This is a genomic window from Acidovorax sp. GW821-FHT10A04 (assembly GCF_059415825.1).
The window spans coordinates 163802-179234 of sequence record NZ_JBWKNZ010000003.1 but is presented as its reverse complement, the minus strand read 5'-3'; the positions used below and the strand labels follow the sequence as shown (position 1 = coordinate 179234).

The following is a 15433-nucleotide window of genomic DNA, read 5'->3' as shown; positions in this document are numbered from 1 at the left end:
CCGTTGGAATCGCTGGCATCGCCTCGTGGCGCCACCCCCTCAATACACCGGCCACGGCAGCCCCAGGTCCGGCCCCAGCTCCAGCACCTCGCGAAAGCGCCCCGCGCGCAGCATCTCGTCCACATCGCTGCCATAGCCGATGAACAGGCGCAGGCCCTCCAGGCCTGGGCCGTCCAGGCGCGGCAGCAGGATCAGCGGTGCGGATTGCGCCTCGCCAGTGAGCTGCACATTGCTGGCCACAGCCGGCACGGGCCAGCGCAGCGGGCCCCAGTGGCCCTGTGCGTCGAGCTGCACCCACGTGCTGCTCGGGCCAGGCACGCCCAGGGTCGCCAGAGCGTACAGGTTGGCCCCGGCCGGCGTGCCCGCGCTGCCGAACACCTCGCCCTTGAAGGCCAGGCTGCGCGGGTTGCCCACCAGTTCCATGTTCACGCGAAACGGCGGGCGCTGGGGAGTGCCGGCCGTGGTGGGCAGGTTGGGCGTGGCGGGGTCCAGGTCCAGGTCGCCCCGGCCGGCCTCGCCCGCTACGGGTACCGGCTCTGCCGCGCTGGCGTAGGCGCCCGTGCCCAACTGCCCGTAGCGGCCCTGGCCCAGGGCCCACACCGTGCCGTCGGCCAGGCGCAGGTGCACCGAGCCGCCGCGCTGGCGAAAGATGCTGGAGAGCTGCTTGTCCTCGTCCATGCCCATCGACACCGCGGTGATGGGCGCGTGCATGCGCAGGCGCCGGCCCAGGTGGTCGTTGAACAGCTTGCCGTAGCACTGGGCCGTGCCATCGGCCAGCACCGCGCAGGCGTTGAACTCGCCCCCGTGGATGGACACCGCCTTGCCCGGCAGGGGCAGCACGATAGGCTCCTGCACCAGCCGGTCTGCAACGGGCAGCAGCCTGCCGTCCTGCCCGGAAATGCCGTTGTTCAGCCGATAGCCCCAGAACCACACCGTGCCCGAGGCATCCAGCGCGTACGAAGCGCCACGGGTGTCATCCACCGTGGCCACCTGCACGATGGTGGCGGGCAGGCCCAGCACCTTGCGCGGCGTGTACAGCCAGCCAACTGCGGTCGGGCTGAGTATGTCGGTGCCCGGCGGCAGGTAGCCCGTGCCTCCATTGCTGCCGATGCGCCACACCGAGCCATCCACCCCCAGGATGAGCCCGCGCCCATTGCCGCCCACCGCCACATCGCGCGCCAGTGGCATGCCCGACGATTCGCCCACCACCACGGGGCGGTTGTGGGTTGCAGGGTACACGCCCCAGCCGCCCGAACTCCACACCTTGCCGCTGGCATCCACTGCCAGCCACTGGCCCAGCGCCGTGGCCAGCTTCTTCACGGGCGCAGCCAGCGCCACCTGTGTGGGCAGCTGCGGCGGAAGGCCCGCGATAAAGTTTGCGCTCGGGTCGTAGTGCGTGGCCCCCTGGCCCCAGGCAAAAATACGCCCGTCCTGCAGCAGCGCATGGCTGCCCGTGCCGCTGGCGTGCACGCTCACTGCGGGCCCGGGCAGCGCCACCTTGCGCGGGCTGGCGGATGACTCCAGCTCGCCCGATGCCGGCGCGGCCAGGTGCCCGCCCGTGTTGGAGCCCAGCGCATGCAGCTTGCCATCGCGCGTGATGTACATGAAGACCGATGCCACACCCATTGGCTCCGTGCGGGAGCTGCTGGCATCCACCACGTTGGTGGCCAGCTTCTCCAGCGCAATCTGCCAGCCCGGTGTTTCGTAGGGGTTCACAGAGCGCCAGCGCCACAGGTCGCCCTCGGCCGTCAGGCCCAGGTAGCCATCGCCCCCCACCATGATGGTCTTGATCTGCACGCCGGCGCGCAGCAGGTCCGGGTGCACCGTGTAGCGGTAGCGGTCGAACGGGTCCACCACGTTGTCGAGCAGCCGCACCGGCGGGCAATCCGTCTTTTGCGGCGGCGGCAGCGCGGTCTGGCTGCGGTACACCGGGTCGGTGCCCCAGGTCCACAGCGTGCCATTGGCCGCCTTGGCCGTGATGCGCGCGGCGGGCAGCTCCCTGGGCCCATAGCCCTGCCATTCAGCCAGCGGGGCCGACGCGTACAGATCCAAATCCACCATCGGCGGCAAATCGCGCATGGCCACCGGCTGCGAGTAACTGGCCGATGCCGCGCACGGTGCCCCCTCGCCCCAGGACCACACCACGCCCTGGTCGTCCAGCGCCACCGTGGTGCGCTCCTGGTGCAGCACCCGCACCAGCCGCGCCGGCACCGGCGCCGTGGTGGCCCGCTGCGGCACGGTGGCATCCACCCCGTTGTTCACCCCGCTCGGCAACGGCCCCCACCACCAGGGCTGGCCGTCCTTGTCGATCACGAACGAAGGCGCCCACTCCCCCCCGTTGACGATGTAGGTTGCCCCGCGAAAGATGATTTGCGGCGCAGCCCGGTCGGTGCGCGTGCCATCGCCCAGCTCGCCCCGCAGGTTGGTGCCCCAGCTCCACACATTGCCATCCGCATCCAGCACCAGGGCCGTGGTGCGGCTGGTGCGCACCATGGTGGCCTTGGCCGGCAACGCAACCTCCCGCGCCGTGGCGGCATACACCGTGCGCCCCTGGCCCAGCTGCGCCTGCCGGTTGTCGCCCCAGGCCAGCACGCTGCCATCGGCCTGCAGGGCCAGGCCGTGGCGGGCGCCGGTGGAGATGGTTTGGGCGTGGGCTGGTGAAGGCGGGAGCGAGGTGGCTGCGCATAGGAGCAGCAGGGTGGAGGGGAGCAAGTGCTGTCGCCACTTGCGTGCGCGGTGTTGCTGTTCTAGCGGTGGTCGCCTGGGGATGGTCGTCGTTGTTGTCATGGCCTCGCCTCTCTCTATGGTTTGTGGAGGCCATTGTGTCGGGGGAGGCAATTGGGGCCGGTGATGGCCGTCACCTGCGAAGACCATTTGGCCTACTGGCATTTTTTTTAAAACACGACCGTCACCGGTCCAGGCGGCGGGTCGCTCGCTACCACCCAGCGAAAGTTGGCTGCTTTCCCCCACCACCTGTTGATTCTCATCTCCATCAGCTTCCGCCCATAAATCAAAAAATCTTCGTCGAGGGTTATTTGGTCGTGATTTTCTGGAGCCAGGACGGCTACTCCCAAGAGTCCGAAAATTGTGCGATCGCTGAGCTGAACGGTTTTACTTGCAGACCAATATACGAATCTTGTTTTTCCACCATGGATTGCTGCATCCGGAATCAACTTAAATCCGCCAGGTAGCTCATCGCCATGGCCGTGGGTGCAGCGGTGGATGCTGTAGATGACATCGGCGGTGTCGATGATCCCTCCCGCGCCGCTACCCTTTACGCCATCAATCTCCCAGCTGCTGCCAACCATATCTATCCCAGGCAACGCCATAGTGCCAAAGATCGAGTAATGATCGCGTATCAGCGTCTTGAAACGCTCGCCGACCTTCAATGTCGGATACCTTTTCTTGGCAGTGCCATCGATGGCATTGCAGGCATGGAGCATCGCCGACTCTGGTTCGCCTTCACACCAGTCCTTGAGTGACATCCTGACAGAATCTCCAACGTTCATAGGTACCTCGGTCGTTTCGGCTTTTGGCGGCCACCACATAGCGTAGCGCCTCGATCCCTTGGTGCGGACATCCACGAAGGTCTCCAGCAGGTTTGGCGTCAACATGAGCTTGACGTTCCCGGTTCTCAGGAAATTCTCCAAGTCCTGTACTCTTTGAATATTCGATCCAGTCGCAGCTGTCCTCCTCGATGCGAAGCACGTTAAGTGCCGACGCTCGGCAGTGAGATCTGTGCCGAAAGCAGCTTATGGAGGCGGTTGAGTGTCGTGCGCGGTATCCAAACCGAGCAGCTGAGTGGCCGAGCTGCGACTCCGAAGTGAGCGACGTTGAGAGCCACCACCCCTCACTTCGACAACAATCGCATCGTCTCTTCCAACCCCTTGAGCGACAGCGGGTACATGCGGTTCCCGATGAGCTGCTGGATGATGCTGATGCTCTGGCGGTACTGCCATACGCCCTGGGGTTCGGGGTTGATCCAGGCGAACTTGGGGAAGGCGTGGGTCAGGCGCTGGATCCACTCGGCGCCGGGTTCTTCGTTGTTGTATTCCACGCTGCCGCCGGGCTGCAAGATCTCGTACGGGCTCATGGTGGCGTCGCCCACGAAGATGAGTTTGTAGTCCTTGTTGTACTTGCGGATGATGTCCCAGGTGGGGAACTTCTCGGCAAAGCGGCGGCGGTTGTTCTTCCACATGAAGTCGTAGACGCAGTTGTGGAAGTAATAGAACTCCAGGTGCTTGAACTCGCCCTTCACGGCGCTGAAGAGTTCTTCCACGCGCTGGATGTGTTCGTCCATGGTGCCGCCCACGTCCATGAGCAGCAGCACCTTCACGTTGTTGTGGCGCTCGGGCACCATCTTGATGTCGAGGTAGCCGGCGTTGGCCGCCGTACTGCGGATGGTGTCGGGCAGGTCCAGCTCCAGGTCGTTGCCTTCGCGCGCAAACTTGCGCAGGCGGCGCAGCGCGACCTTGATGTTGCGCGTGCCCAGCTCCTGCTGGTCGTCGTAGTCCTTGTAGGCGCGCTGCTCCCACACTTTGACGGCGCTCTTGTTCTTGCCGGCGCCGCCAATGCGCACGCCCTGGGGGTTGTAGCCGCCGTGGCCAAAGGGGCTGGTGCCGCCGGTGCCTATCCACTTGTTGCCGCCCTCGTGGCGTTCTTTCTGCTCTTCGAGGCGCTTTTTGAGCGTCTCCATCAGCTCGTCCCAGCCCATCTTTTCGATGGCGGCCTTTTGCTCGGGGGTCAGCTCGTTCTCGAGGATCTTGCGCAGCCAGTCGGCGGGCACTTCCTTGGTGAAGTCGGCCAGCATTTCCACGCCCTTGAAGTAGGCGCCGAAGGCCCGGTCGAACTTGTCGTAGTGCTTCTCGTCCTTGACCAGGGTCAGGCGCGAGAGGTTGTAGAAGTCGTCCAGGCTCCAGGAGTCGTCGGAGCGGGGGCCCACCACGCCGGCATCCAGCGCTTCGAGCAGGGTCAGGTATTCCTTGACCGACACGGGCAGCTTGGCCGCGCGCAGGGTGTAGAAAAAATCGATGAGCATGGGGGAGCCTCCTCGGGCTTGGCTTGGTTCTTCAGGCCGTCTCGCGGCGCGCGCGCAGGTATTGCAGCTGGGCGCGCGCCTCGGGCCATTCGCCGGCGCGCATGCTGTACATCACCGTGTCGCGGATGGTGCCGTCGCGGCGCAGCGCGTGGCCGCGCAGCACGCCGTCCTTGTGCGCGCCCAGGCGCTCGATGGCGCGCTGCGATGCGAAGTTGTAGTTGTCGGTGCGCCAGCCCACCACGTTGCAGCCCAGGGTGTCGAAGGCATGGCCCAGCAGCAGGAGCTTGCAGGTGGTGTTCACATGGCTGCGCTGCACGCTCTGGCGGTACCAGGTGTAGCCGATCTCCACGCGCTTCACCGCGGGCAGTATGTCGTGGTAGCTGCTGGTGCCCAGCACGGTGCCCGTGGCCTCGTCGATCACGGCAAACGCAAAGCGGTCGCGCGTGGCAAGCGCCGTCTCGATGTAGGCGCGGGTGTCCTGGGGCTCGGGCACCGAGGTCACGCGCAGCGTCCACAGCTCACCGTCGGCCGCGGCGGCCTGCAGGCCGGCTTCATGCTCCAGGGCCAGGGGCTCCAGGCGCAGGCCACGGTCGCGCAGGGTGACGGGTTGCACGAAGGAGGGCATGGGGCTCATTTGTTCTTCTTCTTGGGGGACGGTTGTGGCTGCGGCTGCTGTTGTTGCTCGGCCTGCAGCTTGTGGCGGCGTTGCTGCTGCCAGCGCCGTGCCGCGTGCAGGCCCAGGCCGCCGCCCAGGCCCACCAGGGCAATGCCAAGCAGGGCCTTGGTGCCGTAGCCCGGTGCAAAGATGTCGAAGCCCGCGAGCTGGCCCAGCCAGAAGCCGGCCAGCGCACCGCCGACAAAGCCGACGGCGTCGGCCACACCGTCGAGCAGCGAGGGGGTCGTCGGGGTTGGCTGCGTCATGGCGGTCCGATCAGCGGTTACGCTGGTTCATGAAGACGAGTTTTTCGAACAGGCTCACGTCCTGCTCGTTCTTGAGCAGCGCGCCCACCAGCGGCGGCACGGCCACCTTGTTGTCGGCGCTTTGCAGGGCCGACAGGGGGATGTCTTCGGCCACCAGCAGCTTGAGCCAGTCGAGCAGTTCGCTGGTGGAGGGCTTCTTCTTCAGGCCCGGCAGGTTGCGCACGTCGTAGAAGGTCTTCATCGCCACGCTGAGCAGGTCGGCCTTGAGCGTGGGGAAGTGCACGCCCACGATCTGGCGCATGGTGTCGGCTTCAGGGAACTTGATGAAGTGAAAGAAGCAGCGGCGCAAAAAGGCGTCGGGCAGCTCTTTTTCATTGTTGGAGGTGATGAACACCAGCGGGCGGTGCTTGGCGCGGATCAGCTCGCGCGTCTCGTAGCAGTAGAACTCCATGCGGTCGATTTCGCGCAGCAGGTCGTTCGGGAACTCGATGTCGGCCTTGTCGATCTCGTCGATCAGCAGCGCCACAGGGCGGTCTGCGGTGAAGGCCTGCCACAGCACGCCCTGGATGATGTAGTTGCGGATGTCCTTCACGCGCTCGCTGCTGTCGCCATCGTTGAGCTGGCTGTCGCGCAGGCGGCTCACCGCGTCGTATTCGTACAGGCCCTGCTGCGCCTTGGTGGTGGACTTGATGTGCCATTGCAGCAACGGCATGTCCAGCGCCTGGGCCACTTCCTCGGCCAGCATGGTCTTGCCGGTGCCCGGCTCGCCCTTGATGAGCAGCGGGCGTTGCAGGGTGATGGCGGCGTTCACGGCCAGCATCAGGTCTTGGGTCGCAACGTAATTCTGGGAACCTTGGAATTTCATGGCAGGGAAAACACCGGATCGTTGATGAATGGGCTTGACAGGCGCTGGCTATAATTGGCCGGTTAAGCAGAGCCCTCGGGCTGAACTTCCACGAGATTGTGCGCGCAAAATGAACAAGACGTTGACCACGATATTTGCCCTGGCTGTCGCTTCCGTGACGGCCTTCTCTCACGCTCAGGAAGTCAAGGGCGATGTCAAGGCGGGGGAAAAGAAGATCGCCATGTGCATCGGCTGCCATGGCATTGTGGGCTACCAGGCCAGCTTTCCCGAGATCCACAAGGTGCCCATGATCTCGGGCCAGAGCGGTGCGTACATCTCCTCCGCCCTGGACGCCTACCGCAAGGGCGACCGCAAGCACCCCACCATGCGCGGCATTGCGGACTCGCTGACCGACCAGGACATCGCCGACGTCTCCGCCTACTATTCGCAGCACGGCAAGGCCGGCGCCGCCGAGTTGCCGGCCAAGCCCAAGCGCGAACCCAGCGTGCAGGTGGCCGAGCTGCTCAAGAAGGGCGCCTGCGTGTCCTGCCACGGCGACAACTTCGCCAAGCCCATCGACCCCTCGTACCCCCACATCGCGGGCCAGCACGCGGACTACCTGTTCGTGGCGCTCAAGTCGTACAAGGCCGAGAAGAACCCCAACCTGGGCCGCAGCAACGCCATCATGGCCGGCGTGGCCAAGCAGTTCACCAACGCCGAGCTGAAGGCACTGGCCAACTACCTGGGCAGCCTGGAAGGTGACATGCACGTGGTGCCCCAGTCGCGCTTCCGCTGAGCCAAGCCGCTCCCAAAACACAAAAGCCCGCAGTTGCGGGCTTTTTCTTTGGGGCGGTGAAACCGATCAGTCGCGCGTGGCGCGCCTTTGCACGGCGGCAATGTAGGCATCGCCATCGGGCGGGCGGCCCGAGCGCTGGCTCTCCCACAGCATCTGGCCCAGGCACTCCATGGTGGCGTGGTGCGCGTCGTGCAGCGAATCCAGGCGCTTGGCCAGCAGCTCCACCGCCTGGCGGATGCCGCGCGGCTGGTCGATGCTGCACTGCTCGCTGATCGACAGGTGCATCGACAGGTGCAAAAACGGGTTGGTGCGGTCCGGCGTCTCGTCGTAGTTGCGGGCCACGGCGGCCTCGGCATCGGAGAAATCGGCGTGGTACTCGGGGTGCTCGGCGATCCACAGGCTGGCCAGCGTCTCGATGGCCTCCATGGGGGCGCCGGTCTGGGACTTGGCGTGCACGCCGCAGAGGAAGCGGCGCACGTCGGCTTGGGACGGGTTGAACATGATGGGGCCGCAGCGTAGCACGCACGGCGTGCCGGGGTGGGGTGCGGGGGTATGTGGGCGGGTGGCGAGCCTGCCCCCGGTCACCGCTGCCGAAAGCGGCCCGGTTCGCACCAGAAACGGGTCTTGACGCCCGGCTGGGCCTCGAACAGGTCAGCTGCCTGGCCGCAGTTGGCCATGTTGTAGGCCTTGCCATCGGCCGCATCGAAGGTGGCGACATGCATCCGCAAGGTGCCGTTGACGGCGCTGTTGCGGTACAGGGTGAACACCACGGTGTTGTCATCCACGGCGGCAGTGGAGGTGGTTGCCGAGATGGCCGCGCAGCACGCGAAGAGTACTGCGAGGCCCGGCGAGCGGGTGCCTATCAGGAACGTCATCGGGCCAATCTAGCAGTCTGCCGTGACAAGCGGTAGTGCCAAATTACCAGCGCCCGCGGCGCGGTTTTGGCGGCTGGGGCGGTGCCGGCTGGCGAATTTGCTGCACAGGGCGGGGCGAATCTGTCCTACGAATGTGCCACGGACCCGAACCTACATTGGAGCCGCGGGGGATGCACACAGTTGGTCACCGCGCGATACATCCCAAGACAAACACCACCATCCAAGGACACTGCCATGAACAACAACGCAACGCGCATCATCGGGGCCCTGCTGCTCATCGTCGGCCTGGCCGGCTTCTTCACGGGCGGCTTCAGCTTCACCAAGGAAACCACCCAGGCCAAGCTCGGCCCGCTGGAGCTCAAGGTGCAGGAGAAAGAGTCCGTCAACGTGCCCCAGTGGCTGAGCGTGGGCGCCATGGCGCTGGGCGCGGTGGTGCTGGTGCTGGGGTTCAAGCGCAACTGAGGCACGGGAGCGTTCTTTCACGCGGTGGTAGCCGCGTGGACACATGGCGCATGCGGAAAACCTGGAAAGCGAAAGCCCGCCGACGCCTTTACCACGGCAGCGCCCACGCCATGCCCACCTAGGTCAGAAGCCCGCCATCGACGTTGATGATGGTCCCCGTGATATGCCGTGCGGCCGGGCTTGCCAGGAAGGCAACGGTGGCGGCGATGTCTGCCGGTGCGGCGTAGCGGCCCAGGGGCGTCAGGCTGCGCTGGAAGTCCGAGCTCTCGCCGGTTGACGGATTCATGTCCGTATCGGTCGAGCCCGGCTGCACGAGATTGGACGTGATGTCCTTGGGCCCCAGTTCTTGCGCAAGGCCGCGCGTAAAGGACTGCAGCGCCGACTTCGTCATGTAATAGACCGTGCCCGGCGCGCCCACGATGCGGTCCGCCCCGGCCGAGCCGATGGTGATGACGCGCCCGCCGGCCCCCAGGTGCGGGATGGCTGCCTGCGTCGCCAGCACGGGGCCGCGGACGTTGACCGCGAGCAATGCGTCGATGTCGCTGACACTGAAGTCGGCGATGGTGTTGTAGAGTGCGATGCCGGCGTTGTTGACCAGGATGTCCAAGCCACCCAGCGCGGCGACGGATTCCTCGACTGATCGCTTGATAGCAGCCGGATCAGCGCTGTCTGCCTGGATGGCCAGGCCGCGTTGGCCCAGCTGCTCAATGGCGGACACCACTGCCTGCGCGCGGTCGGCCGCATGCTGAAATGTCAGGGCAACGTCGGCGCCGTTCTTGGCCAATTCCAGCGCAATGGCGGCCCCGATGCCTCGAGATCCACCGGTTACCAGCGCACGTTTTCCAGCAAGATTTTTCACGGATTTTCCTTTTTGCAGTGATCGATGCATAAATCGTAGAATCACTGCGCAGGGATGGTCAAGCTATTTATGCAGTGATTGATGCAAAAAAAGGTTATTGAGTCTTCGAAGTCCGTTGCCAGCGCGCCCCGTGCGCGGGGTCGACCGCGCGCGTTCGACCGGGAGGCCGCGTTGATGAAGGCCATGCGGCTGTTCTGGATCAAGGGCTACGAGGCCACCTCGATCGCCGACCTGACGGCGGCCCTGGGTGTCGGTTCCACGAGCCTCTATGCCGCATTCGAATCGAAGGACGCGCTGTACGCGGAGGCACTGCGGCTTTACTCCGTGACCTATGAGGACCTGGTACTGGGGCGTTTCCGCCAGGCGCCCACGGCCCGCGAAGCCGCGCTCGCTTACCTTCGGGATTCGGCCGCTGCGATGACCGGAGCCGATTGCGACCTGCCTCGCGGATGCATGGTCACGCTGGGTAGCGTGGGCAGCGAAGGCCACGACGAGCTCGGCGAGCTCATGAAGAGCACGCGAAGCGGTGGCTACACCGTGCTGCTGGCGCGCCTTGAGCAGGCCGTGGCTGGCGGCGAGCTGCCCAGGTCCGTCGATGTCACCCACCTTGCGCGGTACCTGCAGACCGTGCAGAGCGGGATGGCCGTGCGGGCCCGCGACGGCGCCAGCCGCGAAGAACTCCAGGCCGTAGCCGAGATCGCCGTGGCGGGGTGGGATCGCATGGTGCACGGAGGCCCTGTGCAGACATCCGCACCCCCCAACTGACCCGCGCCGCGACGCGGCCGCCAGCACATGGTCAGCAACGGTCGGCGCGCGGCTGGCGTCTGCCGGCGCAGCGCCATGCCGTCACGGCCTGCCGATCGTGAAACTCCCCACCGTCACCACATCCCCCCGGCCCGTCAGCCGCAGCACCACATCCTGGTCCTTCTGCGCGGGCGTACCGAAGCCGGTGGACAGGCGCAGCATCAGCGTGGTGGCCGGGGTCACCACCTGCTGGTTGTGGCCGAAGAAGCGGGCGCGCACGGTGTAGGTGCCGGGCTTGGCGTGCTTCAGTGAAAACTCCTCGGGGCCATAGCCGCCCGTGAAGTCGGCGGCCATGCGCCCGCCTTGGTAGGTGAGGCGGTGGGCGTAGTAGGCCTCTTGGCCATTGGGGTCCAGCACGTACAGGTCGATGTCGGTGTTGTCCGCGTCCCACGAGAGCACGGCGCGCAGGTCCAGGGGCAGGTTGCGCAGCAGGCGCGGGTCCATGGCGCTGGTGTTGACGGGCTGGCCCGCGGCCTGGGCCTGGGCGGCGATGGCGTTGAGCTCGGCCAGCGCGACCAGCTCCACGCCGGGGAAGCGCCCGTCCCAGGGCTTGGCCACCACCTGCCACAGCTGGTCCACCGCGGCCTGGGGCTGGCCGGCCTGGGCCAGGGCCAGGCCCAGGTCGCGCCAGGACTGGGGCTCGTCGGGCGCCAGCGCCAGCACGCTGCGCAGCACGGGCAGGGCCACGGCGGTGTCGCCGCCCTGCAACAGGCGATAGGCCAGGATGCGCAGCACGTGGCGGTTCTCCAGCTCCATCTCGGCCAGATTGGACAGTACGCGCCGCGCCAGGGCGCCGTGGCCGCGCTCGTACAGCAGGTCGGCCACGTCCAGGAAGAAGGCCGTGCTGTTGGTGTGCGAGGGGCGCTCGTCGAGGTAGATGGCTTCCAGGTCCTCCACCGAGCCCGCCGCGCGCAGGCGGCGCAGGTAGGGCGCATCGGGCTGCCAGGCGCGCAGCTGGATGGAGGCCGAGGGCGGGGCAGCAGGGCCACCGGGCGCGGCAGCGGCCATGCGCAATGCGGGCTGCCCGCTGGCGGCCGGTGCCGACTGGGCCATGGGTGCGGGCGCTGGCTGGGCCATGGGGGCCGCAGCCGACTGGGCCGTGGCGGGCGCCCCCGCCGGGGGCGGCGGCGCTGCCGCTGCGGCCACCACCCCCTCGCCCGCGGCCTCCTTGGGCTTGGCGGGCAGGTCGCCCTTGGGGAAGTCTTGCTCCCACCAGGCGATCTTGTCGCCGAACTGGCGCGCAATGCGGTCCAGTTGCTGGGCACTGCGGGCCGCCTCGCGGCTGGCACTGTCGGTGCGCAACTGGGCCCAGCGGGCGCGCAGCGCGGGCGGGGGCTCGATGTCGTGGCGTGCGTAGTCCTGCACCGTGTCGAGCACGATCAGCGAGGTCTCGCGGCTGGCGATGCGAAACGCCTGGCCCAGGCGGCGCACGGCGGCGCGCTGGCGCTCGCCCTCGGCTGTGAGCCGTGCCATGCGCAGCGCGGCCCAGCGGTGCGCGGCCACCCCCGTGGCCAGGTCCGGGCTGTCCGCAGCCGGTGCCGCAATGCGCAGGCTGCGCGTTTCGCTTTGACCGCCGGGCAGCGGCCACTGCAGCGTGACCACGGCCTCGGGCCCGGTGAAGCGCCCGGCCAGCGCGATACGGCCTTGCTCGGGCAGGGTGGAGGCCAGCTCCACATCGTCGGCGCCTTCGCTGGCTGTCACCTGCACGCGCGGCGCCTGCCGGGCCAGGGCGTCGAGCGCCTGGGCCGTGGACACAGCCAGCAGGTCCAGGTAGTGGCCGCCGCTGGCCTCGGCCATGCGGCGCAGCCCGGCGGCGTTGCTGCCGGCGCTGGCGCTCACGGCATACGTCGGCACGGCCTGCACGGGCAGGGCGGTGGCGTCGTTGCCCGCGCCCCAGTTGCCCAGCCCATCGCTGAACACCAGGGCCATCTGCACGCCCTCGGGCGCGCGCAACGCGGCGGCCTGGGTCGCACCGTCGTAGGCCATGCCCTTGAGCCGGTCGCGCAGCGCGGCCCAGTCGCCGCCCTGCACGTTGAAGCGTTCGATGGGCCCGGCCACGTCGCGCACGGTCTGCAGCAGCACCTCCACCGTGCCCAGGCGGCGCAGCCAGCCGTCCAGCAGCGCGAGCTCGCGCCCATGGTCGCGTCCGGCTCCGGAGCCCGAGGCGTCCCACACCAGGCCCACGCGCCCGGGCCGTGCGCGCTCGGCGCTGCGGGCAGCCACGGGCAGCTCGGCGTAGAAGTAACTGGCGCCGTCAAAGCGCTGCGTGGCCACCAGGGGCCGGGCCGCTTGGGGCGTGGTGGGCAGCTGTACGCGCAGCTCGTCGCCGCGGCTGTGCCGTGCGCCTGCCAGGGTGATGCGCGCGTCTGCCCCGTCGGCGCGGGCCGGCATGCGCAGCGTGCCCAGCTGGGCCTTGATGCCGCCCGGCGCCACGCCGGCCACGCGCACCGCCACATCGAGCCGCGTGGCCTGTGCCTGCAGGCCCAGGGGCAGGCGCCACAACGGCGCGGCGGCGTTGGGCAGCACCTCGCTCAGTTCCAGCACCACGCGCCGGCTGCCGTTGGAGGGCAGGGGGTAGACGCGCAGGCGGTGGTGGTTGCCGCCCACCGATTCGAGCAGGGCCGGGTCCACGCGGGCGCGCGTGATGTCCTCGAACACCTGGCGGCCCTTGGCCTTGTCGACCGGCACGGCGGGGCGCAGCTCGCCGTCGATGTCGAGCGCAAAGCCGGTCACGCTCTGCCCTTCGGCCAGGGGGAACTGCAACTGCGCCTCCAGCACGCGCCCATTGGGGTTGAATAGCTCCAGCTCGATGCGCGTGGCCGCTGTGCGTCCGACGATGGTGGCCTGTACGTCGAGCCGGCGCAGCTCGATGGGCGTGGCCGCCGATGGAACCTGCCAGGTGAGCATGCGCGGGGGCGCCACCGCCACCAGCGGTGCCTGTGCATGTGCCTGGGGCGTGGGCACCACGCGCTGGGCCTGCGTGGGGGGCGCAAGCGGCAGCAGCACCAGGGCGCACAGGCCGCCCAGCAGGCGGCGTTGCCAGGTTCGGTGCGGCCAAAGGGGGGCTGGCGCGAAGGTCATCGTCATGGTCACTCGCTCGGGGTGGAACAGACCCCGCACGATACGCGCGAAGCCCGCCCAGGACCGCCCCGACGTGCGCACCCTTTTGGGGGATGGCGCGCGGCGCTGCGCGTGCCTACTGGCTCGACCCCATCATGCGCGAGATGGTGCGCGCCGCCTTGAGCAGCGCGGGCAGCATCGCCTGCTGCATCACCTCGGCACTGGTGCGGTTGGCCTGGCCGCTGATGTTGAGCGCGGCCACGGTCTGGCCGGTGCGGTTGGTGAGTGGCGCGGCAATCGAGATCAGTCCTTCCTCCAGCTCCTGGTTCACCAAACACCAGCCCTGCTGGCGCGCCTGCCGGATGCGGGTGAGCAGGGTGGGCACGTCGGTGGCGGTGTGCTCGGTCCAGCGCTGCAGGGAGTGGGCTTCGAGCCGGGCCTGCAGTTCCTCGTCGGGCAGGGCCGAGAGCAGCACGCGGCCCATCGATGTCCAGCACGCGGGCAGGCGCGAGCCCACGCCCAGGTTGGTGCGCATGATCTTGTGCGTGGGCACGCGCAGCACGTAGACGATGTCCAGGCCGTCGAGCACGGCGGCCGAGGAGGACTCGCGCACCTTCTCCACCAGGTCTTCCATCACCGGCTCGGCCAGGTTCCAGATGGGCAGTGACGACAGGTAGGCAAAGCCCAGGTCCAGGATGCGCGGCGTGAGGCGGAACTGCCTGCCATCGGTCTCCACATAACCCAAGGTCTGCAGCGTGAGCAGGATGCGGCGCGCCCCGGCGCGCGTGAGGCCGGTCTGCGCGGCCACCTCGCTCAGCGTCTGCTGCGGCGCGCTGGCGCTGAACGAGCGGATCACCTCCAGCCCGCGCGCAAAGGATTGCACGTAGCTGTCGCTGGGCTTGGGGTCTTTGGCGGGCGCGATTTGGGTGTTCATGGGCGGTGTGACTATAATTCTTTTAGCGAACATTTGTTCTGTAGGCGAACAAATGCCGGCAAAATTTTCCAGGCGAAGTTGCGGGCGCGAGACAACGAACGCGCGGCTTGCCTCCATTCTCAGGAAAGCAGATCGATGATCAACAAGATTGCAGACTCGGTGGCCCAGGCGCTGGCCGGGGTGAAGGATGGCGCCACAGTGCTGATCGGCGGCTTCGGCACGGCCGGCATCCCTGGCGAGCTGATCGACGGGCTCATCGCCCAGGGCGCGCGCGACCTCACCGTGGTCAACAACAACGCGGGCAATGCGGACCACGGCCTGGCTGCGCTGCTCAAGGCGGGCCAGGTGCGCAAGATCATCTGCAGCTTTCCGCGCCAGGTCGACAGCTATATCTTCGACGAGCTGTACCGCAGCGGCAAGCTGGAGCTGGAACTGGTGCCCCAGGGCAACCTGGCCGAGCGCCTGCGCGCCGCGGGGGCCGGCATCGGCGCCTTCTTCTGCCCCACGGCCCATGGCACCGAGCTGGCTGCGGGCAAGGAGACGCGCGAGATCAACGGCAAACACTACGTGCTCGAATACCCCATCCACGGCGACGTGGCGCTGATCAAGGCTGAAAAGGGCGACCGCTGGGGCAACCTCACCTACCGCATGTCGGCACGCAACTTCGGCCCCGTGATGGCCACGGCCGCCAAGACCACCATCGCCACAGTGCATGAGGTGGTGGAACTGGGCGCGCTGGACCCCGAGGCCATCGTCACGCCCGGCATCCACGTCACCCATGTCGTTCGCATCGACCGGGTCGCCACGCAAGCCGGCGGCATCAAGAAGACAGCCTGAACA

General features: G+C 67.5%; 15 protein-coding genes. 4 read left to right on the top strand and 11 right to left on the bottom strand.

Going from position 1 to position 15433, the window contains the following annotated elements; all coding sequences use genetic code 11:
• Positions 1 to 39: 39 nt before the first annotated feature.
• The 6 genes from AC07PF_RS08490 to AC07PF_RS08465 form a co-directional block, all read right to left on the bottom strand.
• A complete protein-coding gene (locus tag AC07PF_RS08490; protein WP_494611534.1) occupies positions 40 to 2712 on the bottom strand; it encodes an RCC1 domain-containing protein in 2673 nt (890 codons plus the stop codon).
• A gap of 182 nt (positions 2713 to 2894) precedes the next feature.
• A complete protein-coding gene (locus tag AC07PF_RS08485) occupies positions 2895 to 3650 on the bottom strand; it encodes an Rv1289 family protein (RefSeq protein ID WP_494611533.1) in 756 nt (251 codons plus the stop codon).
• Between the two features lie 200 nt (positions 3651 to 3850).
• The gene (locus AC07PF_RS08480) at positions 3851 to 5038 is read right to left on the bottom strand and encodes a vWA domain-containing protein (RefSeq protein ID WP_494611532.1); all 1188 of its coding nucleotides are present in this window, start codon (positions 5036 to 5038) and stop codon (positions 3851 to 3853) included.
• Between the two features lie 31 nt (positions 5039 to 5069).
• Positions 5070 to 5672 (bottom strand): GNAT family N-acetyltransferase, encoded by a 603-nt coding sequence (locus AC07PF_RS08475; RefSeq protein ID WP_494611531.1) that lies wholly within the window; start codon positions 5670 to 5672, stop codon positions 5070 to 5072.
• Positions 5669 to 5959, bottom strand: a complete 291-nt coding sequence (locus tag AC07PF_RS08470) for a hypothetical protein (RefSeq protein WP_494611530.1) — start codon at positions 5957 to 5959, stop codon at positions 5669 to 5671. The genes AC07PF_RS08475 and AC07PF_RS08470 overlap by 4 nt, the downstream gene beginning before the upstream one ends.
• A gap of 10 nt (positions 5960 to 5969) precedes the next feature.
• On the bottom strand, positions 5970 to 6824 hold the full coding sequence (locus tag AC07PF_RS08465; protein ID WP_494611529.1) for an AAA family ATPase: 855 nt from the start codon (positions 6822 to 6824) through the stop codon (positions 5970 to 5972).
• 109 nt (positions 6825 to 6933) lie between these two features.
• Between AC07PF_RS08465 and AC07PF_RS08460 the strand changes: the two genes are divergently transcribed.
• Positions 6934 to 7599, top strand: coding sequence for a c-type cytochrome (locus AC07PF_RS08460; protein WP_007856478.1), 666 nt, complete (start codon positions 6934 to 6936; stop codon positions 7597 to 7599).
• Positions 7600 to 7665: 66 nt separating this feature from the next.
• Here the strand turns inward: AC07PF_RS08460 and AC07PF_RS08455 are convergent, their stop codons facing one another.
• Complete coding sequence (locus AC07PF_RS08455; RefSeq protein ID WP_145695689.1) at positions 7666 to 8100, bottom strand: DUF1841 family protein; 435 nt, start codon at positions 8098 to 8100, stop codon at positions 7666 to 7668.
• Between the two features lie 80 nt (positions 8101 to 8180).
• Complete coding sequence (locus tag AC07PF_RS08450) at positions 8181 to 8474, bottom strand: hypothetical protein (protein WP_494611528.1); 294 nt, start codon at positions 8472 to 8474, stop codon at positions 8181 to 8183.
• A 234-nt stretch (positions 8475 to 8708) separates the two neighbouring features.
• Between AC07PF_RS08450 and AC07PF_RS08445 the strand changes: the two genes are divergently transcribed.
• Positions 8709 to 8936: a hypothetical protein gene (locus tag AC07PF_RS08445; protein WP_494605790.1), complete on the top strand. Its 228-nt coding sequence runs from the start codon at positions 8709 to 8711 to the stop codon at positions 8934 to 8936.
• 118 nt (positions 8937 to 9054) lie between these two features.
• On the opposite strand, the gene AC07PF_RS08440 is transcribed toward AC07PF_RS08445, so the two are convergent.
• The gene (locus tag AC07PF_RS08440; RefSeq protein WP_494611527.1) at positions 9055 to 9795 is read right to left on the bottom strand and encodes an SDR family NAD(P)-dependent oxidoreductase; all 741 of its coding nucleotides are present in this window, start codon (positions 9793 to 9795) and stop codon (positions 9055 to 9057) included.
• Between the two features lie 81 nt (positions 9796 to 9876).
• Here AC07PF_RS08440 and AC07PF_RS08435 point away from each other — a divergent pair, with 81 nt between their 5' ends.
• A complete protein-coding gene (locus AC07PF_RS08435; RefSeq protein WP_494611526.1) occupies positions 9877 to 10560 on the top strand; it encodes a TetR/AcrR family transcriptional regulator in 684 nt (227 codons plus the stop codon).
• Between the two features lie 81 nt (positions 10561 to 10641).
• On the opposite strand, the gene AC07PF_RS08430 is transcribed toward AC07PF_RS08435, so the two are convergent.
• Together AC07PF_RS08430 and AC07PF_RS08425 are read right to left on the bottom strand one after the other, a co-directional pair.
• Positions 10642 to 13686: a DUF2135 domain-containing protein gene (locus AC07PF_RS08430; RefSeq protein WP_494611525.1), complete on the bottom strand. Its 3045-nt coding sequence runs from the start codon at positions 13684 to 13686 to the stop codon at positions 10642 to 10644.
• Positions 13687 to 13795: 109 nt separating this feature from the next.
• Positions 13796 to 14593: an IclR family transcriptional regulator gene (locus AC07PF_RS08425; protein ID WP_494611524.1), complete on the bottom strand. Its 798-nt coding sequence runs from the start codon at positions 14591 to 14593 to the stop codon at positions 13796 to 13798.
• Between the two features lie 135 nt (positions 14594 to 14728).
• Between AC07PF_RS08425 and AC07PF_RS08420 the strand changes: the two genes are divergently transcribed.
• On the top strand, positions 14729 to 15430 hold the full coding sequence (locus tag AC07PF_RS08420; protein WP_494611523.1) for a 3-oxoacid CoA-transferase subunit A: 702 nt from the start codon (positions 14729 to 14731) through the stop codon (positions 15428 to 15430).
• Positions 15431 to 15433: the final 3 nt, after the last annotated feature.

What these genes read in the sequence shown, in the direction of transcription:
- AC07PF_RS08475 (WP_494611531.1), bottom strand. Translation starts at nt 5,672, where the DNA reads ATGAGCCCCATGCCCTCCTTCGTGCAACCCGTCACCCTGCGCGACCGT.
- AC07PF_RS08430 (WP_494611525.1), bottom strand. Translation starts at nt 13,686, where the DNA reads ATGACGATGACCTTCGCGCCAGCCCCCCTTTGGCCGCACCGAACCTGG.
- AC07PF_RS08460 (WP_007856478.1), top strand. Translation starts at nt 6,934, where the DNA reads ATGAACAAGACGTTGACCACGATATTTGCCCTGGCTGTCGCTTCCGTG.
- AC07PF_RS08425 (WP_494611524.1), bottom strand. Translation starts at nt 14,593, where the DNA reads ATGAACACCCAAATCGCGCCCGCCAAAGACCCCAAGCCCAGCGACAGC.
- AC07PF_RS08445 (WP_494605790.1), top strand. Translation starts at nt 8,709, where the DNA reads ATGAACAACAACGCAACGCGCATCATCGGGGCCCTGCTGCTCATCGTC.
- AC07PF_RS08420 (WP_494611523.1), top strand. Translation starts at nt 14,729, where the DNA reads ATGATCAACAAGATTGCAGACTCGGTGGCCCAGGCGCTGGCCGGGGTG.
- AC07PF_RS08435 (WP_494611526.1), top strand. Translation starts at nt 9,877, where the DNA reads ATGCAAAAAAAGGTTATTGAGTCTTCGAAGTCCGTTGCCAGCGCGCCC.
- AC07PF_RS08470 (WP_494611530.1), bottom strand. Translation starts at nt 5,959, where the DNA reads ATGACGCAGCCAACCCCGACGACCCCCTCGCTGCTCGACGGTGTGGCC.
- AC07PF_RS08450 (WP_494611528.1), bottom strand. Translation starts at nt 8,474, where the DNA reads ATGACGTTCCTGATAGGCACCCGCTCGCCGGGCCTCGCAGTACTCTTC.
- AC07PF_RS08465 (WP_494611529.1), bottom strand. Translation starts at nt 6,824, where the DNA reads ATGAAATTCCAAGGTTCCCAGAATTACGTTGCGACCCAAGACCTGATG.
- AC07PF_RS08480 (WP_494611532.1), bottom strand. Translation starts at nt 5,038, where the DNA reads ATGCTCATCGATTTTTTCTACACCCTGCGCGCGGCCAAGCTGCCCGTG.
- AC07PF_RS08455 (WP_145695689.1), bottom strand. Translation starts at nt 8,100, where the DNA reads ATGTTCAACCCGTCCCAAGCCGACGTGCGCCGCTTCCTCTGCGGCGTG.